22 protein-coding genes and 3 tRNA genes are annotated in these 24,498 nt (G+C 32.2%); 18 read left to right on the top strand and 7 right to left on the bottom strand.

All coding sequences use genetic code 11. The annotated features are described in order from the left end of the window. Positions 1-67 precede the first annotated feature (67 nt). Positions 68-1,384 (bottom strand): adenosylhomocysteinase, encoded by a 1,317-nt coding sequence (ahcY, locus tag ACFSSE_RS03045; RefSeq protein ID WP_379040534.1) that lies wholly within the window; start codon positions 1,382-1,384, stop codon positions 68-70. 226 nt (positions 1,385-1,610) lie between these two features. Between ahcY and ACFSSE_RS03040 the strand changes: the two genes are divergently transcribed. The 6 genes from ACFSSE_RS03040 (at position 1,611) to mtgA (ending at position 5,667) form a co-directional block, all read left to right on the top strand. Beyond that, the gene (locus ACFSSE_RS03040; RefSeq protein ID WP_379040535.1) at positions 1,611-3,062 is read left to right on the top strand and encodes a M48 family metalloprotease; all 1,452 of its coding nucleotides are present in this window, start codon (positions 1,611-1,613) and stop codon (positions 3,060-3,062) included. 150 nt (positions 3,063-3,212) lie between these two features. Then, complete coding sequence (locus ACFSSE_RS03035) at positions 3,213-3,623, top strand: BrxA/BrxB family bacilliredoxin (RefSeq protein ID WP_379040537.1); 411 nt, start codon at positions 3,213-3,215, stop codon at positions 3,621-3,623. A gap of 171 nt (positions 3,624-3,794) precedes the next feature. Next, a complete protein-coding gene (gene rpsF / locus ACFSSE_RS03030; protein ID WP_379040538.1) occupies positions 3,795-4,157 on the top strand; it encodes a 30S ribosomal protein S6 in 363 nt (120 codons plus the stop codon). Then, positions 4,157-4,420, top strand: a complete 264-nt coding sequence (gene rpsR, locus ACFSSE_RS03025; protein WP_379040539.1) for a 30S ribosomal protein S18 — start codon at positions 4,157-4,159, stop codon at positions 4,418-4,420. Before rpsF ends, rpsR begins: the two co-directional genes overlap by 1 nt. A gap of 12 nt (positions 4,421-4,432) precedes the next feature. Continuing rightward, complete coding sequence (gene rplI / locus ACFSSE_RS03020; protein ID WP_379040541.1) at positions 4,433-4,876, top strand: 50S ribosomal protein L9; 444 nt, start codon at positions 4,433-4,435, stop codon at positions 4,874-4,876. A 71-nt stretch (positions 4,877-4,947) separates the two neighbouring features. Beyond that, positions 4,948-5,667 (top strand): monofunctional biosynthetic peptidoglycan transglycosylase, encoded by a 720-nt coding sequence (mtgA, locus tag ACFSSE_RS03015; protein WP_379040543.1) that lies wholly within the window; start codon positions 4,948-4,950, stop codon positions 5,665-5,667. A gap of 3 nt (positions 5,668-5,670) precedes the next feature. Here mtgA and ACFSSE_RS03010 read toward each other — a convergent pair whose 3' ends face one another. Further along, entirely contained in the window at positions 5,671-6,147 is a 477-nt protein-coding gene (locus tag ACFSSE_RS03010) for an ABC transporter ATPase (RefSeq protein WP_379040544.1), read from the bottom strand. Positions 6,148-6,270: 123 nt separating this feature from the next. Here ACFSSE_RS03010 and ACFSSE_RS03005 point away from each other — a divergent pair, with 123 nt between their 5' ends. After that, positions 6,271-6,720 carry a hypothetical protein gene (locus ACFSSE_RS03005; protein ID WP_379040546.1) on the top strand — a complete coding sequence of 150 codons (450 nt, stop codon included), beginning with the start codon at positions 6,271-6,273 and terminating at the stop codon, positions 6,718-6,720. A 424-nt stretch (positions 6,721-7,144) separates the two neighbouring features. On the opposite strand, the gene ACFSSE_RS03000 is transcribed toward ACFSSE_RS03005, so the two are convergent. Continuing rightward, positions 7,145-7,939, bottom strand: a complete 795-nt coding sequence (locus ACFSSE_RS03000; RefSeq protein ID WP_379040547.1) for a (Fe-S)-binding protein — start codon at positions 7,937-7,939, stop codon at positions 7,145-7,147. A 130-nt stretch (positions 7,940-8,069) separates the two neighbouring features. Continuing rightward, positions 8,070-9,371, bottom strand: a complete 1,302-nt coding sequence (locus tag ACFSSE_RS02995) for a 4Fe-4S dicluster domain-containing protein (RefSeq protein ID WP_379040548.1) — start codon at positions 9,369-9,371, stop codon at positions 8,070-8,072. 258 nt (positions 9,372-9,629) lie between these two features. On the opposite strand from ACFSSE_RS02995, the gene ACFSSE_RS02990 reads away from it, so the two are divergent. Both ACFSSE_RS02990 and ACFSSE_RS02985 read left to right on the top strand, forming a co-directional pair. After that, positions 9,630-9,702, top strand: a tRNA-Phe gene (locus tag ACFSSE_RS02990). A 223-nt stretch (positions 9,703-9,925) separates the two neighbouring features. Next, the gene (locus ACFSSE_RS02985; RefSeq protein WP_379040549.1) at positions 9,926-11,341 is read left to right on the top strand and encodes an alanine/glycine:cation symporter family protein; all 1,416 of its coding nucleotides are present in this window, start codon (positions 9,926-9,928) and stop codon (positions 11,339-11,341) included. A 172-nt stretch (positions 11,342-11,513) separates the two neighbouring features. Here the strand turns inward: ACFSSE_RS02985 and ACFSSE_RS02980 are convergent. Together ACFSSE_RS02980 and ACFSSE_RS02975 are read right to left on the bottom strand one after the other, a co-directional pair. Further along, a tRNA-Asn gene (locus ACFSSE_RS02980) sits at positions 11,514-11,587 on the bottom strand. Between the two features lie 162 nt (positions 11,588-11,749). Beyond that, positions 11,750-11,823: transfer RNA gene (locus ACFSSE_RS02975), tRNA-Asn, on the bottom strand. A 109-nt stretch (positions 11,824-11,932) separates the two neighbouring features. Here ACFSSE_RS02975 and ACFSSE_RS02970 point away from each other — a divergent pair. The 4 genes from ACFSSE_RS02970 (at position 11,933) to ACFSSE_RS02955 (ending at position 16,533) form a co-directional block, all read left to right on the top strand. Beyond that, positions 11,933-12,847: a PfkB family carbohydrate kinase gene (locus tag ACFSSE_RS02970; RefSeq protein WP_379040550.1), complete on the top strand. Its 915-nt coding sequence runs from the start codon at positions 11,933-11,935 to the stop codon at positions 12,845-12,847. Between the two features lie 148 nt (positions 12,848-12,995). Then, on the top strand, positions 12,996-15,254 hold the full coding sequence (locus ACFSSE_RS02965) for an ABC transporter substrate-binding protein (RefSeq protein ID WP_379040551.1): 2,259 nt from the start codon (positions 12,996-12,998) through the stop codon (positions 15,252-15,254). 100 nt (positions 15,255-15,354) lie between these two features. Beyond that, the gene (locus ACFSSE_RS02960) at positions 15,355-15,939 is read left to right on the top strand and encodes a YceI family protein (RefSeq protein WP_379040552.1); all 585 of its coding nucleotides are present in this window, start codon (positions 15,355-15,357) and stop codon (positions 15,937-15,939) included. Positions 15,940-16,122: 183 nt separating this feature from the next. After that, complete coding sequence (locus ACFSSE_RS02955) at positions 16,123-16,533, top strand: response regulator (RefSeq protein ID WP_379040553.1); 411 nt, start codon at positions 16,123-16,125, stop codon at positions 16,531-16,533. Here ACFSSE_RS02955 and ACFSSE_RS02950 read toward each other — a convergent pair. Continuing rightward, positions 16,528-17,301, bottom strand: a complete 774-nt coding sequence (locus ACFSSE_RS02950; RefSeq protein ID WP_379040554.1) for an MBL fold metallo-hydrolase — start codon at positions 17,299-17,301, stop codon at positions 16,528-16,530. The two genes, ACFSSE_RS02955 and ACFSSE_RS02950, sit on opposite strands and share 6 nt — an antisense overlap. Positions 17,302-17,405: 104 nt before the next feature. Here ACFSSE_RS02950 and recJ point away from each other — a divergent pair, with 104 nt between their 5' ends. The 5 genes from recJ to ACFSSE_RS02925 all read left to right on the top strand — a co-directional run bounded on the left by recJ (position 17,406) and on the right by ACFSSE_RS02925 (position 24,456). Beyond that, the gene (recJ, locus tag ACFSSE_RS02945) at positions 17,406-19,106 is read left to right on the top strand and encodes a single-stranded-DNA-specific exonuclease RecJ (protein WP_379040555.1); all 1,701 of its coding nucleotides are present in this window, start codon (positions 17,406-17,408) and stop codon (positions 19,104-19,106) included. Positions 19,107-19,112: 6 nt separating this feature from the next. Then, complete coding sequence (gene lptB / locus ACFSSE_RS02940) at positions 19,113-19,847, top strand: LPS export ABC transporter ATP-binding protein (RefSeq protein WP_379040556.1); 735 nt, start codon at positions 19,113-19,115, stop codon at positions 19,845-19,847. Between the two features lie 160 nt (positions 19,848-20,007). Beyond that, complete coding sequence (locus ACFSSE_RS02935) at positions 20,008-21,519, top strand: GH3 auxin-responsive promoter family protein (RefSeq protein ID WP_379040557.1); 1,512 nt, start codon at positions 20,008-20,010, stop codon at positions 21,517-21,519. A gap of 52 nt (positions 21,520-21,571) precedes the next feature. Continuing rightward, positions 21,572-22,294, top strand: coding sequence for a pyridoxine 5'-phosphate synthase (locus ACFSSE_RS02930; protein ID WP_379040558.1), 723 nt, complete (start codon positions 21,572-21,574; stop codon positions 22,292-22,294). A 116-nt stretch (positions 22,295-22,410) separates the two neighbouring features. Further along, entirely contained in the window at positions 22,411-24,456 is a 2,046-nt protein-coding gene (locus ACFSSE_RS02925; RefSeq protein ID WP_379040560.1) for a tetratricopeptide repeat protein, read from the top strand. The last annotated feature ends 42 nt before the right edge of the window (positions 24,457-24,498 follow it).

The raw sequence follows: 24,498 nt of genomic DNA, 5'->3' as shown, positions 1-24,498 counted from the left end.
TAAAACATAAAAAAGACCGCCCTGAATTTCAGAGCGGTCTTGATACTTGATACTATAATCTTACTACCTAGTAACGGTAAGAGTCAGACTTAAAAGGACCTTCAACAGTTACACCAATGTATTCTGCTTGGTCTGTTCTTAATTCTTCTAATTCAACACCAATTTTAGCTAGGTGTAAACGAGCAACTTTCTCATCTAAAGTTTTAGGTAATACATAAACCTTATTTTCGTAAGCAGCAGCATTAGTCCAAAGTTCTAGTTGAGCTAAAGTTTGATTAGTAAAAGAGTTAGACATTACAAACGATGGGTGACCAGTTGCACAACCTAAATTTACTAAGCGACCTTCTGCTAAAACGATAACATCTTTACCGTTAATAGTGTATTTATCTACTTGTGGTTTAATTTCTACTTTAGATGCACCATGGTTTTTATTTAACCAAGCCATATCAATTTCGTTATCAAAGTGGCCAATGTTACAAACAATGGCTTTGTCTTTTAAAGCTTCAAAATGTTCGCCTCTAACAATGTCTTTATTACCTGTTGCAGTAACAACAATGTCAGCTTCTTTAATTGCAGTAGCTAATTTTTTAACTTCATAACCTTCCATTGCAGCTTGTAAAGCACAAATTGGGTCAATTTCTGTTACAATAACACGTACACCTGCTTTAGATAAAGATTCTGCAGAACCTTTACCAACATCTCCATAACCACAAACAACACCTACTTTACCCGCCATCATTACATCAGTTGCTCTACGTATAGCATCCACTAAAGACTCTCTACATCCGTATTTGTTGTCAAATTTAGATTTAGTTACAGAATCGTTAATATTGATTGCAGGCATTGGTAACGTTCCTTTTTTCACACGATCGTGTAAACGTAAAACACCTGTAGTAGTTTCTTCAGAAATTCCTTTAATTCCAGCGGCTAACTCTGGGTATCTATCCAATACCATATTGGTTAAATCGCCACCATCATCTAAAATCATATTTAATGGCTCACGGTTTTCACCAAAAAATAAAGTTTGCTCAATACACCAATCAAATTCTTCTTCGTTTAAGCCTTTCCAAGCATAAACAGGAATACCAGCTGCTGCAATAGCTGCTGCTGCGTGATCTTGTGTTGAGAAAATGTTACATGAAGACCAAGTAACATCAGCACCTAATGCTACTAAAGTTTCAATTAAAACCGCGGTTTGGATTGTCATGTGTAAGCAACCTGCAATTCTAGCACCTTTAAGCGGCTGACTTGCGCCAAACTCTTCTCTAAGTGCCATTAAGCCCGGCATTTCTGCTTCTGCTAATCCAATTTCTTTTCTTCCCCAATCTGCTAGGGAAATGTCCTTTACTTTAAAAGGTACGTAAGTTGTCTCTACTGATGACATAGTTAATTATTTATGTGAGCTGCAAAGGTAAGTATTAGCTATATGAAATTCAAACGGTTGAGGTAATGCAATTGTTAAAATTAATGTCCTAAAATTTAAAATTCTTCAGAGTATTTGTTCCATTTCAAAAAAAAATACTACTTCAATCACCTATAGATGTCATTTTCATATATCTTTGAAAAACGGTATCAGTTTTGTCTTATTGGTAACGACTAAAAAAATTATCATGAAAAAATTAATTACACCCATTTGCATTTTATTAACTTTTGGTTTACTACACAGTTGTGCTGTAAATCCAGTTACTGGTAAAAGAGAATTATCTTTTATGAGCGAAGCCCAAGAAATACAAATGGGCAAGGATGCTGACCCACAAATAATTGCAGAATACGGGCTATATGAAAATAAAATACTTCAAGATTTTATAAACGCCAAAGGAAAGCAAATGGGCGCAATATCTGACCGCCCAAATTTAGCCTATAATTTTAGAATTGTTGATTCTGACGTAGTAAATGCCTTTGCTGTACCCGGTGGATATGTTTATTTTACAAGAGGGATAATGGCTCATTTTAATAATGAAGCAGAATTTGCAGGAGTGTTGGGTCACGAAATTGGTCATGTTACCGCAAAACATTCTGTTAGCCAACAGGCAAAATCAACTTTAGGGCAAATTGGATTGTTAGCGGGTATGGTTTTATCTCCAACTGTTGCCCAGTACGGCCAACAACTATCAGAAGGATTAGGTGTTCTATTCTTGAAATTTGGAAGAGATGATGAACGTCAAGCCGATGAGTTAGGTGTGAAATATTCCAGCAAAATTAGATATGACGCTCGCGAAATGGCTGGTTTTTTTGGAACGCTACAAAATCTATCAGCTGGAAATGAGAATGGCTTACCTAATTTTTTATCTACACACCCAAATCCTGGTGAAAGAATGACCACTGTTGAAAAATTAGCAACAGAATATCAGCGAAAAGAAAATTTAACAAACCCAATTGTAAACAGAAACAGTTATTTAAAAATGATAGACGGTTTAATTTATGGTAAAGATCCTAAACAAGGGTTTGTAGAAAACAATACCTTTTATCATCCCGAATTAAAATTTCAGTTTCCTATACCTAACGGTTGGAACTCTAATAACAGTCCGCAATCTTTCCAAATGGGAGAACCAAATGGAAAAGCCATAATGAGACTTACCCTTGCACCTGGTACAAACTTACAAGAAACAGCAAGTTCTACAATTCAAAAATACGGTTTAACCGTTATTAGAAGCGAACAAACAACAGCAAATGGACTAAACGCAATAAGGGTAATTGCTGACCAAGCAGAAAATCAGGAACAACAATCAGCAGCTTTAAGAACCCTTTCTTATTTTATTGCAGATGGCGATAAAATTTATCACATTATAGGAATTACCGCTTTGAATACCTTTGAAACATACAATAATCTTTTCAGCAGTACCATGTCTGGATTTAAGCGATTAACCGATGCAGATAAATTAAATAGAAAACCAGAAAGAATAAAAATTATTACTACTAGTGGTATCACTAATTTAGAGCAGGTTTTAAGAATTAGAAAAGAAACTAACGAGCAGCGAAAAAAGGAAATTGCCATTTTAAATGGAATGACTTTAACGCAAAGTATCCCTAGCGGAACAATGATTAAGGTGATTGACAAATAGTTTAAACTCTTAATTAGCAATTTACAAGTTTATTGTAAAACAGATTATGACATCTATTTGATATCCAATATTGTCTATCAAAACAGAAAACAGTAATTTTGTAAGCACAATGTTTTAAAACTTTGTACTTTAAAATTTAAAATATAGAAAATGTATCCAGAATATTTAGTTGCCCCAATGCGTACAGATTTAACAGGCGTGGGATTTGAAGAATTAAAAAGTGCTGAAGAAGTAACAAGAGCGATTGAAAGTGAAGGAACAACTTTTGTTGTTGTAAATTCAGTATGTGGGTGTGCAGCTGCAAACGCTCGCCCTGCGGCAAAGTTGGCAGTTACAGAAGGTAAAAAACCCACTAAAATTGTTACAGTTTTTGCAGGTATGGAAAAAGAAGCTGTTGATGCTGCAAGAAATCACATGCTACCTTACCCTCCTTCATCTCCATCTATGGCGTTGTTCAAAGATGGTAAATTGGTACACATTATAGAGCGTCATCAAATTGAAGGCCGCCCAGCACAAATGATTGCCGATAACTTGATGGGTGCATTTGAACAATATTGCTAATTAAATTCCTGATTAATAAACAATTAAAAAAGCTCAGCAAACTTTGTTGGGCTTTTTGCTTTTACAAACAAATCCACAATTAATAAGTATAAACTATTGTTTTCCAAATTAATAATTAATACTTTTGCAGTCCCGCAAAAAAGCGGAAATTAAAAAACAATATTGTAAGAAATGAATCAATACGAAACCACTATCATTCTTACCCCATTGTTATCAGAAGAAGTAGCTAAAGAAGTAATTGCAAAATTCTCTAAAATACTTACTGATAACGGAGCCGAAATTGTTATGGAAGACAATTGGGGTTTGAAAAAACTGGCGTATCTAATTGAGAAAAAATCAACTGGATACTATCACTTGACCGAATATAAATGTTCAGGTGAGGTTATCGGCAAATTAGAAATCGAATTAAAACGTGATGAGCGTGTAATGAGATTTTTAACAATTAGTTTAAATAAGCATGCTGTTGCGTACAACGATAAAAAACGTACCGGTGCTTTTAACAAGAAAAAAGAAAAAACTGAGGTAGCAAACTAATGGCACAAGACAAAATCCAGTATGTGACTGCTCCCAAGGTGGAGGATAACAGAAAAAAATATTGCCGTTTCAAAAAGAACGGAATTAAATACATTGACTACAAAGACGGTAACTTTTTATTAAAGTTTATCAATGATCAAGGTAAAATTTTACCTCGTAGATTAACTGGTACTTCTTTGAAATATCAACGCAAAGTAGCTCAAGCAGTAAAAAGAGCTCGTCATATAGGTATATTGCCATTCGTGGCTGATGGTTTAAAATAAGGGAGGCTAAACATGCAAGTAATATTAAAACAAGATGTGAAAAACCTAGGAGAGAAAGATGATATCGTTTCTGTAAAACCTGGTTTTGGCCGTAATTATTTAATCCCTCAGGGTCAAGCTATTTTAGCTACTGAGTCGGCAAGAAAAGTTTTAGCTGAGAATATTAAACAAGCTCAGTTTAAACAAGAAAAAATTAAAAAAGATGCTGATGCTACTGCAGCTAAATTAGAAGGTATTGTACTTTCTATTGGTGCTAAAGCTGGCGAAAGCGGAAAAATATTTGGTGCTGTTAACACTATTCAAGTGTCTGATGCATTAAAGAAATTAGGGTTTGAGGTTGACAGAAGAAGAATTACTTTTGAAACTGATGTAAAATTTGTTGGTGAATACATTGCCAACTTAAACTTACATAAAGAAGTTAAAGTACAAGTTCCTTTTAATGTTATAGCCGAGTAAGCTATTCTCTAAAAACTTTATTAAATGCTTTCTGAGAAATCAGAAAGCATTTTTTATTTTTGGCTAAAATTATGGCAAAAAGAAAATCTACCTCACTCAATTTTACTTTACAAAAGCTGAAACGTATAATTTTAAAAACTTTACTATATTTATTTGCTATTAGTATTGTTTGGGTAATACTTCTCCGTTTTGTTAACCCTCCTCTTACATTTTTAATGGTGCAAAGGGCTTTTGAACGTAAAGCCGATGGCAAAACTTTGAAAATTGATAAGGAGTGGAAAAATTTTGAAGAATTATCATCAAATTTAAAAAGAGCTGCTATTGCTGGTGAGGATGCTAACTTCATGAATCATAATGGTTTTGACTTTGCGGCAATTGAAAAAGCATTTGAGAAGAACAAGAAAGGCAAAAAGTTACGAGGTGGTAGTACTATTAGCCAACAAACTGCAAAAAACGTTTTCCTTTGGCCAGGCCGTTCTTATATCCGTAAAGGATTTGAAGCTTATTTTACCTTATTGATTGAGCTATTTTGGAGTAAAAACAGAATTTTAGAAGTTTACCTAAACGTAATTGAAATGGGTAATGGCATTTATGGTGCTGAGGCTGCTTGTCAACATTATTATAATAAACCTTCTCATAGCCTCTTAAAAGGAGAAGCAGCATTATTGATAGCGGTTTTGCCTAATCCAAGAAAATGGACACCCACTAAACCAACAGCTTATATTTATCATAAACAATCCCTCATATTAAGAAATATGAGAAATTTAGGTAAAATTGATTTCGGTAATTAAATATTAAGCCTCTACTTTAAATAATTTGGCATGCCAGCTATTTGCTAATGGAGTTTCCCAATTATTCAAATACTCTTCATAAGTGGGTACTATATTGTTAAAAACAATAGTAAAACTGTTTACTTTGCCATTAGCTATTAAATCTTCAAAACTATTTCTATTTACAGTCACTATTTTATCCCCGTCTTTGTAGGCAATATTAAATCTATCGAACAAATTAACATTAAATTTTTGTTCAACGTCTTTCATTAAATGAACAGATTTATCTATTGAACAACCGCTTGCCCCAGCTTGCGTTTCATCAACAATTAAAACGATAAATCTATTGTATTTTATTTCAAATGAGGCACTAAGTTGCTGATTATGAGCCGACCAATTTGCAGTAAAATTTTTCAATAGGACATCCAAATCAATCAATTGTGACTGTTCAAATTCTTTGTCTGATTGGTATATCCATACCCTTGCTCCCGGATTTATCATTTTCAAAAATAATTATAATTCAAAAAAAGATAGGTAATAAATTGTCATATTCTTTATAAAAAGTTAATAAGTTGATAATTTTTTTTTTGGTGAAATATTTTTAAAATAAATTTGTAAATGTTTATGATTTTAAGCAAAAATATAGCTGTTGCGGCTTTAACTTACTTGTTTTTAAACAACGAAGAAATTAACATCGCAAATGCTAAAAAAAGTGTTGTAAATCATTACCAACAGTACCAAGCAGAAAAAGAGTTTGGGGTTAAAAAAGCAAGCTTTGAACTTTCCAATAATGGATTTATAAGATATAGAAGAACCGGAAACGACAATAAGGTTGAGTATTTTAGTGTAAAAATGGATAAAATACTAAATGTTGACTATTTAGGAACAGAAAAAATGGGTTGGCTAGTAATTAAATGCCTTGAGGAATCAGTAATATACCAAACCTACCAAGATAACAAAGGAAACGTTGATGATATGATTGCTGAAATAAAAATTCCTATAAAAAATATAGACATCACTGAAATAAACGTTTGGGTTAATGATATTAACAACCTTAAAGCATCAAAGTTTTAAAAAATACCCAGAAATTGGTATGTGAATGACTACAAATTTTACCTATATTAGCAATATCAAAAAAATTAAAACTTTTTAGTCTTAATGAAGTCTCCAAAAAAATTTTACTTGTTCTTTATATTTACTGTATTAATTGCACATACAGTAATATTGAGTAATATGTTGGATTCTCCAAACAAAGAAAATTTTCATTCAAAATTAAATATTAAAACCAAGTACACTCAGCCTAGATTTGTTAAAACCAATTTCGGCAATCACTTTATTTCTAAAACAGATTCTACAGATCTCTATAAAACTTATTATTTAAAAAATTCAATTAACACGGAAAGTGTAAAATAACTGGCATACATTAAACCAGTTGATTATTATTATCAATCTGTTTTTAATGTATGCCTTTCCATTAAATGTCTAACTAAATTTTCGATTATAAATTATTTGCTTGCGCTGTGATCTCGGCAATATCTAACACTATAATTTTTTGCTCTTTTTCAAAATGCTTTACGCCATCGTTTATCATGGTCATGCAAAACGGACAACCTACTGCAACTACATCAGCTTTTGATGCCAATACATCCTCCATTCTTTCAATATTTACGTCTTTATTTCCTTTTTCTGGCTCTTTAAACATTTGTGCACCGCCTGCACCACAGCATAAGCCGTTAGCTTTACATCTTTTTAACTCAACTAAGTCAGCATCTAAAATTTCTAAAGCAGCCCTAGGTGCTTCATAAACATCATTTGCTCTTCCTAAATAACAAGGGTCATGAAATGTTATTTTTTTACCTTTAAAACCACCTCCTTCTGCTTTTAATTTACCTTCAGTAATCAAATCTTGAATCAGTTGTGTATGATGTATCACCTCATAATTGCCACCCAAACTTGGGTACTCATTTTTTAAAGTATTAAAACAGTGAGGGCAGGCAGTTACAATTTTTTTAACATCATATCCGTTTAAAACATCAATGTTAACCATTGCCTGCATTTGAAATAAAAACTCGTTGCCAGCTCTTTTTGCAGGATCACCAGTACAACTTTCCTCTGTACCTAAAACAGCAAACTTTACTCTTACATGGTGAAGTATTTTTGCAAAAGCCTTGGTAATTCTTTGTGCTCTTTCATCATAACTGCCAGCACAACCTACCCAAAACAAAATTTCTGGTTTTTCTCCTGATGCTAGCATTTCTGCCATGGTTGGTATTTTTATATCTGTAATTTCCATTTCTTAATTAGTTTGTTTGGTGGTTAGGTGGTAAGTGAAAGTAGTTCATTAGTATCAATAATTTTTGAGCTGTTAATTAGTATTAAACCTTAATCTTAGCTCTAGATTCTTGCATCTTAATTATTCTCTATCAATCTTCCCCTTTCGCCCAGTTTAATCTATCAGCAGGTGAGTATTTCCATGGCGCACCATTATTTTCAATATTAGAAAACATAGCATTAAGACTACCTGCAACATTTGATTCTTCCATTACCGCATATCTACGTAAATCTACTATAATAGAAAGCGGATCTATATTGATAGGGCAAGCCTCAGTACAAGCATTACAAGTTGTACAAGCCCAAATTTCTTCTCGGCTAATAAAGTCGTCTAACAAAGTTTTTCCGTCATCATAACCTTTTCCATGCTGATCTATGTTTTTCCCTACCTCTTCTAACCTGTCTCTGGTATCCATCATAATTTTACGTGGAGATAGCAGTTTACCGGTTTGGTTTGCTGGGCAAACAGAAGTACACCTTCCACATTCGGTACAGGTATAAGCATTCATTAATTGCACCCAATTTAAATCTTGTACATCTTTTGCGCCAAAACGAGAAATTTCTTCAGCAACTGGAGGAGTAAATGAAGGGTCTAACATTGCTTTAACTTCGTTAGTAACTGATTCCATATTAGAGAAACGTCCCTTTGCATTCAAGTTACTATACCAAGTATTTGGAAAAGCTAAAATGATATGAAAATGCTTTGAGAAAGGTAAATAATTAAGGAAAGCAAAAATACCTAATATATGAAACCACCAGCAACCTCTTTCTATCAGTACTAAAGCAGAAGTTGTATTTGGTAATAAATTTACTAAGAATTGCGAAACAGGAAATGCACCTGCTTTAACGTAATGGTCAAAATTTAGCATTTGCAACTTATAATCGGCTGCATTCATGGTTAAAAAAGCCGACATTAATAAAACCTCAATAATAAGAATATAAATTGCGTCCGATTTAGGCCAAGCAGTCATCTCTATTCCAGAAAATCTTTTTAAACCAAAAACTAATCTTCGGGCTAAAAAAACCAATACTCCTACCAAAACTAGTAATGCTAAAATTTCAAAAGACGCGATTAAAAAACTATAAAAGCCCCCTAAGAAAGAAAAAATACGGTGAGTGCCAAAAATACCATCAATTATTATTTCTAATACTTCTAAATTAATGATGATAAAACCAACGTAAACAAATAAATGCATTATGCCTGCAACTGGCCTAACCACCATTTTGCTTTGTCCCATTGCCACTTTTGCCATTACTGCCCAACGTTCCGCAGGTCTATCACTCCTATTTATGTCTTTACCGATATTTATATTTCGGATAATTTTTTTGATTTGAATTGCAAAAAATACAGCTGCTGATAGAAAAGCAACGGTAAAAATAATTTGTGCTATCATTTAAATAAGGTTTATTTGAGCTAATATAATGAATAGGCTTTTAAAATTTACTATGCTTGCATATTATTTTTTTAATTTAGATAGATTTAAAATTAGGAAGCTTACAGAGTTGAATAAAATTTATGGTAATAAATTATTGAAGTTGAGCTAATTATAAAATTTGATCAGAAATGGAGCAATTTTTTTTATAATTAATTTGCTTTTAAACAAAAAGAAGCTACATTTGCACTCCCTAACAATAACAATTAGGAAACGGCGGGTGCCTTAGCTCAGTCGGTAGAGCAAAGGACTGAAAATCCTTGTGTCGCTGGTTCGATCCCAGCAGGCACCACATCCAAAACAGAAAGCTTCACAGTAATGTGAGGCTTTTTTGTTTTAATATTTAAAAAAACCTATTCTTAATTCATTTAAATTTCTTAAAAGTTTCAATTTTTCTAACTTAATTATCGGATTTGATTAAAAATAAGACCATTAAACATAAAAACTTTGTTGCTTTACATTAAATCAGCTAATAAATCATTTACTTTATATCAAAAGCAAAATAAATACCTCAGATGGATAAAATTATCAACACAATTAACGATTTAGTTTGGAGTAATGCCTTAATCATATTATGTATGGGTGCGGGTATTTATTTCTCTATTGTTACCCGCTTTATACAAGTGAGGTATTTAAAAGAAATGGTAAAACTTCTTTTTGATGGTAAAAGTTCTGATAAAGGAGTAAGTTCTTTTCAGGCATTTGCTATTGCAATTTCGGGCAGAATTGGAACAGGAAATATTGCGGGAGTAGCTACAGCTATAGCAATGGGCGGGCCTGGCGCTATATTTTGGATGTGGATTATTGCATTCTTAGGAAGTGCATCTGCTTTTGTTGAAGCAACATTAGGACAGGTTTACAAAGAGGTTAAAAACGGAGAATACAGAGGCGGGCCGTCTTACTATATTGAAAAAGGTTTAGGTATTAAATGGTATGCCATCATTTTTGCAATAGCAACAGTTATTAGCACTGCGGTATTACTTCCAGGTGTACAAAGTAACAGCATTGCTTTAAGTGTCGAAAATGCTTTTCAAATTCCAGTAGCTTACACCGGTGCAGGGGTAGTTATTTTATTAGGGTTAATTATTTTTGGAGGAGTTAAAAGGATTGGAAAGGTTGCTGAAATTGTAGTTCCGTTTATGGCGGGTGGCTATATTTTAATGTCATTGGTAATCATAGGTTATAACTACGCAGAAATACCTACTGTTTTTTCATTAATTATTAAATCTGCATTTAATTTAGAACCGGCATTTGCTGGTGTTTTTGGAATGGCTATAACTTGGGGCGTTAAAAGAGGAATATACTCTAATGAAGCAGGACAAGGGACAGCCCCACATGCAGCGGCGGCAGCCGAGGTTAGTCATCCGGCTAAACAAGGTTTGGTACAGGCTTTTTCCGTTTATGTAGACACTTTATTTGTGTGTACTGCAACAGCATTGATGATTCTTTTCACTGGAAAATATAATGTAACTAATCCAGCAGGAGGATTTTTATTGGAAAATATTCCCGGAGCAAAAATTGGGGCAGAGTACACTCAACTTGCAATAGCTTCTCACTTTCCTTCTTTAGGAGCGGGCTTTGTAGCCATTTCACTATTGTTTTTTGCATTTACTACAATAATGGCTTACTACTACATAGCAGAAACAAACTTAAGTTATCTTGATAAAACAGGAAACAGATGGTTTGTTAATGCCTTAAGGATACTTATTTTATTAGCTACATTTTACGGAACTGTTAAAACAGCAGAAGCTGCATGGACTTTAGGCGACATAGGAGTTGGAATTATGGCTTGGCTTAATATTGTTGCCATTATTTTACTAAGAAAACCAGTATTAAAAGTACTTAAAGACTATGAGCGTCAAAGAAAAGAAGGGAAAGACCCTGTTTTTTTAGCTAAAGAAGCCGGTATTGAAAATACTACAGAATGGTAGTTTATAATATTTCTCAATAAAACATTTATTATCAGGATGGCATCTAAAATTAGGTGCCATTTGTTTTACACCACTTTTTTAAGCGATTACAATAATCCAATCTTAATATTTTATAGCATTTTAAACCAAAGTTCAATACGCAAAAAAGCCTCACATTTCTGTGAGGCTTTTGCTCCCAAGCCTGGACTCGAACCAGGGACCCTCTGATTAACAGTCAGATGCTCTAACCAGCTGAGCTACTTAGGAATTTCTGGTTGTTTCAAAAACTTTAAAGCTTTTGTCCCTTTCGGGAGTGCAATGTTCGGAATTTTAATTCTATTTTCAAAATAAAAATAAAAATATTTTCACATTGTTTTATCAGTCAATTTAATAAAAGCAAAAAAGCCTCACATATCTGTGAGGCTTTTGCTCCCAAGCCTGGGCTCGAACCAGGGACCCTCTGATTAACAGTCAGATGCTCTAACCAGCTGAGCTACTTAGGAATTTCTGGTTGTTTCAAAAACTAATTAGCCTTTGCTCTTTCGAGGATGCAATGTTCGGAATTTTAAATTAAAAATCCAATATTTGTAAAAAAAAATAATTAAAAAAAATATGAGCTTAGTAGTAATTGGCACTGTGGCCTTTGATGCAATTGAAACTCCATTTGGAAAAACTGATAAAATTGTTGGCGGTGCAGCCACGTATGCTAGCTTAGCAGCATCTTACTTTTATGATAAAACAAAAATTGTTGCTGTTGTAGGCGATGATTTTCATAAAGAAGATATAGAAGATATTAAAAATCATGGTATTGATGTTGAAGGTTTACAAATAAAGAAAGGAGAGAAATCTTTCTTTTGGGCAGGGAAATATCACAACGACATGAATAGTAGAGATACTTTAGCCACAGAATTGAATGTTTTGGCTGATTTTGATCCGATAATTCCAGAATCTTACCAAGATTGCGAATATTTAATGTTGGGAAATTTAACGCCTCAGATTCAAAAAACCGTAATTGAAAGAATGCATAAACGTCCTAAATTAATAGTGATGGATACCATGAATTTTTGGATGGACATTGCAATGGATGATTTATTAGAAACAGTTAAATTGGTTGATGTTTTAACTATTAATGATGCAGAAGCTCGTCAACTTTCTGGAGAGTATTCTTTAGTAAAAGCAGCTCAAAAAATTTTAGAGATGGGACCAAAATACCTGATTATAAAAAAAGGTGAACACGGGGCTTTATTGTTTCATGAAGATCAAATATTTTCTGCCCCTGCGTTACCTTTGGCAGAAGTTTTTGACCCAACAGGTGCCGGAGACACATTTGCTGGTGGTTTTATTGGTTATTTAGCAAAAGTAGGAACTATCAATTTCTCAAACATGAAAAATGCCATCATATTTGGATCTGCCCTAGCATCATTTTGTGTAGAGAAATTTGGAACAGAAAGGTTAAAAGATTTAAAACAAGATGAAATTAGCGAGAGAGTGAAGCAATTTGTTAGCCTAAGTAGTTTCGTTATTTAATTAATATTTAAAACACCTAAGTTATTTTAAATCCTGCTGATTATCTCAGTAGGATTTTTTTTAATCCAATATTTGAACTTTACTACTTAAAACAACTAAATTTATTTTTTTCCGTATAAAAATATAAATGCTAAAAAATATATTTAATATGAATAAATGTTTTGCCAACAACAATAAAGAAATAATACCATTGGCAATAAGATACTCATTGTTTTTAGTGTTTTTATTCTTTATTTCATTACATGCATTTTCAAAAGATGTTAAAGAAAAACCAATTAAATTACAGTTAAAATGGCGTAACCAATTTCAATTTGCAGGTTATTATGCCGCAAAAATCAAAGGTTTTTACAAAGAAAACCAACTTAATGTTGAAATTAAACCAGGTGGAAATGGAATTTTCCCAGTTGAAGAAGTTAAAAAGGGGAATGCAGATATTGGAATATTTGATCCTGGAATTTTATTGAAAAATAATGCCAAGCAGCCTTTGGTAGTTTTAGCAACCATTATGCAATCTTCTGGCTATTGTATTATAAGTTTAAAAGAAAAAAAAATCTTAAAACCTTCTGATTTAATAGGTAAAAAAATTCTTGCAGAAGAAGGACAGGGATGGACAATTTTTAAAGCTATTTTATTGAAAGAAGGTTTAGATACCAATAAAGTTCAAATTATTAAAAGAAAAAAAGATTCAGAAGAAATTTTAGATAATGAGGCAGATGCTGTAGTTACTTACGCTACCTCACAACCACAAAGGCTAACAGCTTTAGGATATCAATTAAATATTTTAAGACCCGAGGAGTATGGTGTTGATTTTTATGGAGATGTGATATTTACCACAAGTAAGTTTGCATATAAGGATATTGAAAAAACCAATGCCTTTATTAAAGCTTCTATTAAAGGATGGAAGTATGCATTAACCCACCAAAAAGAACTTATTGATTATATTTTAACCTTACCAGATGTTGTAAAATATGGTACTACTAGAAAAGATTTAGAAATTGAGGCTAAAGAAATAAGCAAATTAATAATGCCTGAATATGTTGAAGTTGGGCATACCAATATAGGCAGATGGCAGTACATGCTTAACTTGTATCAAAAATTAGGCTTAGCGTCAAAAAATGTAACCCTAAAAAACTTTATTTATGATGATGAAGAATTACAAATAAACAAGTGGATATTACCCGTGGTTTATGTCGTTTTTTTTGTTCTAATTATAATTGTATCTATCATATTTATTAATTGGCAATTAAGAAATAGAGTAAGGATAAAAACTAAAGAACTGCAAAACGAAATAGATAGCAGAAAATTAGCTGAAAACTTTGCCAACGAAAGCAGGCAACAAATTGAATTAATTTTAGAAAGTTCAAATATTGGATTATGGGAACTTGATTTAATTACAAACAAAAAAACATTTAATCTTCAATTTAAAACCATTTTAGGTTTTCCTAATGATTTCAATTTTTTAGAAGAAGACTTTTTTGAAAGAATACATCCAGAAGATTTAGTAAACGTACAACCACTATTTGAAATTCTTGATAGTGCTATGAGTTTAAAAAGAATGATCAGTTTTAGAATTGAAAAAGCAACAGGAGAGTATATCAATGTTTTATCATCTTCAAAAATTTTATTTCAAAACGGTGTTCAGTCAAAAATATCTGGTGTTTTACTTGATATTGAAGATATAAAAAGGAAAGAAAATGAGATTATAAAAGTTTCTGAAGAATTGATGCGTAGAAATAATGAGTTAAAAAAGTTTGCCTACATAACATCTCACAATTTACGCGGACCTGTGGTAAATTTATCTAGTTTGTATGGAATGATTGATAAAGAGAGTTTAGATAAAGAGAATAATTTATTTATTGATAAAATTGGCATATCAATAACCAAATTAGAAAACACATTAAATGATTTAATTGAAGTGGTATCTCAAGAAAAAGCGGAAAATTTAAAAATTGCACCCATTAATATAAATGATTGTTTTCAATCGGTTTTACAATCTATAGAAAATCAAATTATTGAATCTGGAGTCTCTTTTACATTCAATTTAGGAGTTAAAGAGATATCGTATCCAAAACATTACTTTGAAAGCATCATACTAAATCTTATTACAAATGCAATAAAATATCGGGCTGAAGACAGAAAACTTGAAGTAATTGTTGAAACTTTTGAAACTGATGACTTTGTAGGCTTGAAGTTAAATGATAATGGAATTGGAATCGATTTGAAAAAAAATAAAAGTAAAATATTTGGTTTGTATCAACGTTTTAACCCTGAAATACAAGGAAAAGGCATAGGTTTATTTATCATAAAGTCTCATATCGAATCTTTAAATGGCAAAATAGAAGTTGAAAGTGAATTGGGTAAAGGCTCAACTTTTAATATTTATTTCCGTAAGGCGTTAAACTTTTAGTGTCACACTAAGGTAATGATTTAACTTTTTTAATAATACATGTTTAAACATATAATATTAAAATTACCTTTGCTTCATCATTAAATTAAAAACATAAAAAATGAAAAAGAACTTATTACTATTAGCCTTCGTTGGCATTTTATTCGCATTTGCTCCAGCTGCTGATGTTTACAAAGTTGATTTATCAAAATCTAAAATTGAATGGATTGGTGCTAAAGTTACCGGTAAACATAATGGTGAAATAAAATTAGCATCAGGTGTACTAAATGCAAAAGGAAACAAACTTGATGGTGGCAACTTTGAAATGGATATGACTTCTATGACTTGTATAGATTTGGATGCTAGCAACGGTAATAAGCTATTAGGTCATTTAAAATCTGACGATTTTTTCTCAGTTGAAAAAAATCCTACTTCAAAGTTTGTAATTACTAAAGTTCAAAACACTGGTGTAGATAAAGCTACTATTACTGGTAACTTAACTATTAAAGGAATAACAAATGCAATTTCTTTTCCGGCAAGTATTAAGCAAAAAGATGGTGTTCTAGTTGCTGTAGCTAACGGAGTAAAAATAAACAGAACTAAATTTGACATTAAATACGGGTCAAAAAGTTTTATTGACGGGCTTGGAGACAAAGCTATTGATGATGAATTTACATTAAACATTACACTTTTAGCTAAAAAATAGTATAAAATAAATTTAATAAAAAAACCAACTTTATAAGTTGGTTTTTTTATGTTTATCATACTTATGTTACAGCTTTATTAAATGTTAAGATACTTTATTTTAAAATTAATAGTTAAGTTAGAATATAAAATAAAATTGTATAAAGTTGAAACCATTTAAAACAGTTTAACGTAAACCATTAAAATGGATAAAGAATTATTAAATATTTTAATTATTGATGACGATGAAATAAACAATTTCATCGCTGTTAAGTTGATAGATAAAATTCCTGTTAAAGCAAAAGTTATAACTCGTTTGAACGGTTTAGAAGGGTTAAATTTTATTAAAGAAAAATTAACAGATCAAAACAATTTTCCGGATATTATTTTTTTAGATATAAACATGCCCATCATGAATGGCTGGGAATTTTTAGATGAATTTGAACAAATTAAGTCCGAATTGAATAAATCCACCTATATCAATATGCTTTCATCATCTGTTTACAATGATGATATTAGTAAAGCTAAAACTTATACCACCGTAAATAAATTTATTTCTAAACCATTAACAGTAGAAAAAATTAGAGATTTGTATGAATCTTTGAGTATTTTATAAAATCTCTTCTATTAAAATGGCATCATCTTTCAATTTCACTTTTGAAACAGATTTTGCTTTGGCATGGTAAAACAAGCAAGTCCAATTACCTTCTGCCGCTTTAACTCCAAATTTCTCTCTTAATTCCATAGATTTTCTTCCGTCTAAATCATACTTCGCTATAAATTTTCTTTGTAGCTGTTCTGGCTCCGGCACAACATCTGCGCCGAAAAATATCGTCTCGCTATTTTCTTTTATGTAATATACTTGATGAAACTCTGTATGCCCTCCAGTAATTTCATAACTTATTTGATCATTTATTTGCCCATCGCCTTCCAAAAATATTACTTGACCAGACCGTTGCAAAACGTCAAAAATTTGAGTTTTGTAAGAACTTGAAGGTTTACTGTAAGCTACTTCCCACTCCCCTCTTTGTATATAGTACTCGGCATTAGGAAAACTAACTTCTAACTTACCCTTATTATCTTTTACCATACCACCACTATGGTCGTAATGTAAGTGAGACATTAAAACTTTTGTGACATCATCTGGATGATAACCTGCCTTTTTAATATTCTCATGTAAAATAAGTTCGCCTTTCTCATTATTATAACCTAAACCTGTATCTATCAAAATTAAATCGGTACTGGTTTTTACTAAAAAGGGTTGAATAAAGATAAAAAGAGAAGCTGGTCTATCGCTTACTTTATCAATATCTGGATTAAATGGAATAAATTTCTTTGAGGCATCAACAGAATATGAACCTTCATGCAGGGCAACTACTTTCAAATCTTATAATTATAATATTAACAAAAACCCTTAAAATTTGCTGAAATTCTATTGCTCAACACATCTTATAAAATGTATATTTACGGGTGATTCAAAGCAAATATATGGAAAAAAGGTGGGTAGCGCAGGAAAAAGCTGATGCACAATTGGTTGAAAAACTCTCGGAGGATTTAAAGGTTAACAAAACCTTGGCGGGGATGATGGTTAAGAGAGGTTTAAACACTTTTGATGAAGCAAAGGCATTTTTTAGACCAACGCTTAACCACTTACATGATCCTTTTTTAATGAAGGACATGGAGCAGGCTATTTTGCGAATTGAAAAAGCGATTAAAGATGATGAAAATATTTTAGTTTATGGAGATTACGATGTTGATGGCACCACTTCTGTTGCTTTAACTTATTCTTTTTTTAAAAAAATACACTCCAAAATAGATTATTACATCCCCGATAGGTACAAAGAAGGTTATGGAATTTCTACCGAGGGTATTGATTATGCTTTTGAAAATCACTATGGTTTAATTATAGCTTTAGATTGCGGAATAAAATCTGTTGATAAGGTAGCTTATGCAAATGAGAAAAATATTGATTTTATAATTTGTGACCATCATTTACCCGGAGACATAATTCCTGCTGCGATAGCTGTTTTAGACCCTAAAAGAGTTGACTGTGAATACCCATACAAAGAATTATCTGGCTGTGGATTAGGTTATAAATTGATACAAGCTTACGCTATCAAAAATAATATAGATGGCAAAGAAGTAGAAGAATATTTAGATTTAGTAGTAGTAAGTATAGCTTCGGATATTGTACCTATTACCGGCGAAAATAGAATTTTAGCCTATTTTGGTTTAGAGAAATTAAACAACAACCCGTGTAACGGTTTACAAGCTTTAAGAGAATTATCAGGTAAAACCGATGATTTCACGATTACTGATATTGTATTTTCTATTGGTCCACGTATTAATGCTGCCGGCAGAATTGACGATGCAAAGAAAGCGGTTAAATTACTAATTGCGAATTCATCAGAAACTGCAGAAGATGCTGGCTTTATTGTAAACCTAAAAAATGCTGAAAGAAGAGAATTTGATACAAACATAACTGAGCAGGCTTTAGCTATGATTTTAAATTCGCCAGAAATGGAGCATAGAAAATCAACAGTTGTATATAACGAAAGTTGGCATAAAGGGGTTATTGGCATTGTAGCTTCGAGATTAACAGAAAAATACTACCGCCCTACTATTGTGCTTACCCAATCAAACGGAATAGTTGCGGGTTCGGCAAGATCTGTTATTGGTTATGATTTGTACGAAGCCTTAACTGCTTGCAGCGATTTATTAGAACAATACGGCGGACATAAATACGCAGCTGGCTTAACTATGAAAGTGGAAAACGTGGAGGCTTTTAGTCAACGTTTTGAAGAAGTTGTTTGTGCTTCAATAACAGATAATTTATTGACTCAAGAAATTATTATTGAGGATGAAATATTATTGAATGATATTGATGCGAAATTTTTCAGAATATTGAATCAATTTTCGCCATTTGGCCCACAAAATATGTCACCAATTTTTTTAAGCAAAAATGTAACTTCGTATGGTTATGGCTCTGTTGTTGGTAATAATCATTTAAAAATGACCATTAGACAACCAAATAGCTCTTTATTTGAATGTATTGCTTTTGGATTTGGTAATCATCTGGAGAATATTAATTTGGGCAAACCATTTGATGTTTGTTACACCATAGAACAAAATGTTTGGAAAGACAGAAAAAACATACAGCTTAATATTAAAGGGATAAAAACTTATTAGAATTAAATGATATTAAAGGCAGAAAATCTAATTAAAAAATACAAACAAAGAGTTGTAGTAAATAATGTTTCTTTCCATGTAAACCAAGGAGAAATTGTAGGTTTACTGGGCCCAAATGGTGCGGGAAAAACAACTTCTTTTTACATGATTGTTGGTTTAATAAGGCCCAATGAAGGCAAAGTATTTTTAGAAGACGAGGATATTACGGGAGACCCCATGTATCGCAGGGCACAAAAAGGTATTGGTTATTTAGCACAAGAAGCTTCAATTTTTAGAAAACTAAGTGTTGAAGATAATATTTTGGCTGTTTTAGAAATGTCAAAACTATCAAAAGAAGAGCAAAAAGATAAATTAGAATCTTTAATAGATGAGTTTAGTTTGCATAAAGTGAGAACAAACCGTGGAGATTTACTTTCTGGAGGAGAAAGAAGAAGAACAGAAATTGCAAGGGCATTAGCTGCCGACCCTAAGTTTATTTTATTGGACGAACCCTTTGCCGGAGTTGACCCTATTGCGGTGGAAGAAATACAGATGATTGTTGCTAGATTAAAACATCGAAACATAGGTATTTTAATTACAGACCATAATGTAAACGAAACGCTTTCTATTACCGACAGAGCTTATTTATTAGCCGAGGGAAATTTGATGTTAGCAGGAACCCCACAAGAAATTGCGGATAACGAAATGGCTCGTAAATTTTATTTAGGTCAACATTTTGAATTAAAAATTAAAAGGTTTTAGCCAGTTGGTTAGTTGGTCAGATTGGTAGTTTGTTAGGCTTTATAAGATACAATATTAATACACCATTCAATTAAAATTTTAATCAACTCATAGACTAACCACCTATAAAACTGAAAAGTTCTGACAAACTAAAAAACTAACCACCCAACCAACTAAACAAATGACAATAGTAAATTCCTTTTTGAATTGGTACATGAAAAAGCGGATGCATCAAATCGAGCTTTTTATGAAATATCCTGTTGAAGTGCAAGAAGAGTGGTTTGGAAGTTTAATTTCTGATGCAGTTTCTACCGAATGGGGTAAAAAATATGATTATCGTTCTATTGAAAACATCAATCAGTTTAAAGAAAGAGTTCCGGTACAAAATTATGATACTTTAAAGCCATATATAGAAAAAATGCTGAATGGTGAGCAAAATGTGCTTTGGCCTTCAGAAATTAAATGGTTTGCAAAATCATCTGGCACCACTAACGATAGAAGTAAATTTATACCCGTTAGTGAAGAATCTTTAGAAGACTGCCATTTTAGAGGAGGTAAAGATATGTTGGCTATTTACTGCAATAATCGCCCTCATGCTAAAATGTTTACAGGTAAAAGTTTGGTGCTTGGTGGCAGCCATCAAATAAACCAACTTAGCCCACATTCTTTTTATGGAGATTTGTCTGCAGTAATTATTAAAAACCTGCCATTTTGGGCCGAAATGCTTCGCACACCAGGTATGGACATTGCCTTAATGGATAATTACGAAGAGAAAATTGAAAAGATGGCCCATGCCACCATCACAGAAAATGTAACAAATATTGCTGGTGTACCCACTTGGACTATTGTTTTAGCTAAACGTATTTTAGAAATCACAGGTAAACAAAACTTGATGGAAGTTTGGCCAAATTTAGAGCTTTACGTTCATGGAGCTGTAAATTTTGAACCTTATAGAGAGCAATTTAGAAGGTTAATTCCAGATCCAACGATGTATTATTTAGAAACCTACAATGCTTCGGAAGGTTTTTTTGGAATACAAGACCAAAGTGATTCTTCTGATTTATTGTTGATGTTAGATTATGGGATTTTTTACGAATTTATACCCATGGAGGAGCTGGATAAAGAATATCCAAATACCATAACCTTAGATGAAGTGGAAATTGGCCAAAATTATGCAATGGTGATTAGTACCAATGGAGGTTTGTGGCGCTACATGATTGGCGATACTGTTAGTTTTACCTCTAAAATTCCTTACCGTTTAAGAATAACAGGCCGTACCAAACATTTTATAAATGCTTTTGGCGAAGAATTAATTATAGATAATGCAGAAAAAGCTTTAAATAAGGCTTGTGCCGATACGGGAGCGCAAATAAAAGATTATACCGCTTGCCCAATTTATTTTAACGAAAACGAAACCGGTGCTCACGAGTGGATTATAGAATTTGAAAAGAAACCCAAAGAATTTGAACGCTTTATAGATATTTTAGACAATACCCTACGTGAAGTAAACTCAGATTATGATGCTAAACGTTTTAAAGACATGGCATTAAGGCGCCCAAAAGTTCATATTGCACCAAACCATACTTTTTACAATTGGCTAAAAGCTAAAGGTAAATTAGGTGGACAACATAAAGTGCCCAGGCTAGCTAACGAGCGTAAATATGTTGATGAGTTGCTAGAGATGATGAGGTAGCAAAATTTTAAAATCATTTATCCAAATTATCAGATTAAATTACCTTTGCACTATGTCACAAGCTAAACTTTCTGTAAATATCAATAAAATTGCAACCCTTCGTAATTCAAGAGGCGCTAACAATCCTAATTTAGTAAAAACCGCCTTAGATTGTGAACGATTTGGAGCTCAAGGAATTACCGTACACCCTCGCCCAGATGAAAGACATATCCGCTACCAAGACACTTTTGATTTAAAAGCTGCAATTAAAACTGAGTTTAATATTGAGGGCAATTGCGAAGAGCAAAAGTTTGTAGAATTAGTTTTAGCCAACCAACCCGCCCAAGTAACATTAGTGCCCGATATTTTAGGGCAGATAACCAGTAATCACGGTTGGGACACCATTAAACACCAAAATTATTTACAAGATATTATTGGAGTATTCAAAGAAAAAAATATCCGCGTTTCCATTTTTGTTGATCCAAATACAGAAATGGTAGAAGCCGCTAAAACAACGGGAACTGATAGAATTGAGCTTTACACAGAAGCTTACGCAAGTGGCTTCCATCGTGATAAAGAAAAAGCAATAGCGCCTTACATTTTTGCAGCCAAAAAAGCGAATGACTTAGGTATAGGGATTAATGCCGGCCACGATTTAGATTTGGATAACCTACAATACTTTGCACAAAACATTCCCGGTTTATTAGAAGTTAGCATTGGCCATGCGCTCATTTGCGATGCCTTATATTTAGGCTTAGAAAACACCATACAAAGATACCTATACCAATTAGCCTAAACATTTTGATTATCAGTTTGTGAAGATGAGATTTATTTCTAAAATTTATTTTTTTACCACAAAATCATACTTTAGTTCACAAATTATTATTTAAGGAGTATTGCATTTTTTAAAACATGAATAAGTTAAATAGAAACATTTTAATTATTGGATCATTAATTTTTTTAGTGCTTTGTGCAGCCTATTCAAACCATTTTTATAACGGCTTTCATTTTGATGATTGGCATACAATAGAAGAAAACCCGTTTATCAGAAATATAAAAAACATTCCTGCTTATTTTTCTGACCCAAAAATGTTTAGTGTTTTACCTTCAAACCAATCATTAAGACCTATTGTTACTACAAGTCTTGCTATTGATTATTGGCTCGGAGGAGGGTTAAATCCTTTTTACTTTCACCTATCAACATTTATTTGGTTTATTGTTTTGGGTATTTTAATTTTCTTTTCCTACAAAATTATTCTCAATAAAGCCATTAACCACCATTATACAAGTTACTTTGCCATTTTAGCAACAGGGTGGTATATGTTAAATACAGCTAATGCAGAAACTATAAATTATGTAATATCTCGTTCCGATGTTTTATCAACACTTTTTATCGTAGCTTCATTTTATATTTACATAGCCTGGCCAGCTAAAAGAAAATGGTTTTTATACATTATCCCCGCAGTTATAGGTGTTTTTACAAAAGAAACTGTATTAGTTTTAATCATTATCCTTTTCTTTTACATTATTCTTTTCGAAAAAAACTTAACCATTTCTAATCTGTTTAAAGCAAATAATTTCAAATTTATATTACAAACAATTTCATCATTAATTCCGCTTATTTTAATTGTTGGTATTGCACAAGTTTACACTTTAACAAGAATATCCGGGATGGACGGCATTAGCAATCCGTTATTTAGTTATCTAATTACACAAACCTATGTTTGGCTACACTATTTCATCAGTTTCTTTTTGCCTTTAAATTTAAGTGCTGATACTGATTGGAAAGTTTTTACAAATTTATTTGATGAACGAATAATCATAGGTTTTGCATTTATAATTGCGCTTTTAATCTCTATTTTTAAACTCTCTGATAAAAAAGAAACCAAGCCAATTACGTTTGGTTTAATTTGGTTCTCTGCTGCACTTTTACCAACTTCAATAGCTCCATTTGCAGAAGTAACAAATGATCATCGTATGTTTTTTCCATTTATTGGTTTAGCATTAAGTGTAGTTACTAGTATTGGTTTATTTATTTTGAAACATGAGCCAAAAATAAAAGCCAACTCATTTTATCGTTTTGGGATTAGCTTAGTTTGTTTAATTGTTTTATCGTTAAATGCTTTTGGTGTATATCAAAGAAATAAAATTTGGAATAATGAGGAATCTTTGTGGTATGATGTTACCATAAAAAGTCCTTTAAACGGAAGAGGTTTTATGAATTATGGCTTAGCATTAATGGAGAAAGGCGACTACGAATCTGCGCTAACAACTTTTGAAAAAGCATTGCCATTATCTCCTAATTATTCTTCATTATACATCAATTTAGGGATAGTAAAAAACAGATTAAACCGTACAGAAGAAGCCGAAAAAAATTTTAAAAGAGCTATAGAATTAGCGCCAGATAAATTTAATCCATATATCTATTATGCTAAATTTTTAGATCAAAATAATCGTACAACCGAGAGTATATCCATGGCAGAAAAAGCAAACTCTTTTGGTGATAATGCGCCAATTGTAATAAACTTTTTAATGCAATTATACAATCAAACTTCACAGTGGGATAAATTATCAAACATTAGCAAACAAATGCTACAAATATCACCTAATGATGAAATGGCTGCTGCTTATTTGAATGCTGCAAAAAGCCAAACACCTTACTTTAATACAGCAAATAAAAGCACTATTAAAACCGTAAGTGATTATATTAATTTAAGTTTAGAACTATATAATTCAGGTAAATATTTAGAATGTATAAATGCTTGTAATGAGGCTTTGAAATTAAAACCAAATAGTACAGAAGCTTACAATAATATTGGTGCAGCTTATAATAAATTAAAAGAGTGGAAAAAAGGAATTGAAGCTTGTCAAAAGGCGCTAGATATAGATCCAAACAATAAATTAGCACTGGGCAACATGGCTTGGGCAAAAGAAGAGCTTGAAAAACTAAACAATTAAGATCATTAATTGTTAAAAAATAAAAAGTTAGAACTTCTATTT

Origin of the sequence: Pedobacter alpinus, from assembly GCF_042684645.1 — a bacterium.
GTDB classification, from domain to species: domain Bacteria; phylum Bacteroidota; class Bacteroidia; order Sphingobacteriales; family Sphingobacteriaceae; genus Pseudopedobacter; species Pseudopedobacter alpinus.
The sequence above is the reverse complement of the archived record's forward strand: the minus strand, read 5'-3'. Positions and strand labels throughout refer to the sequence as shown.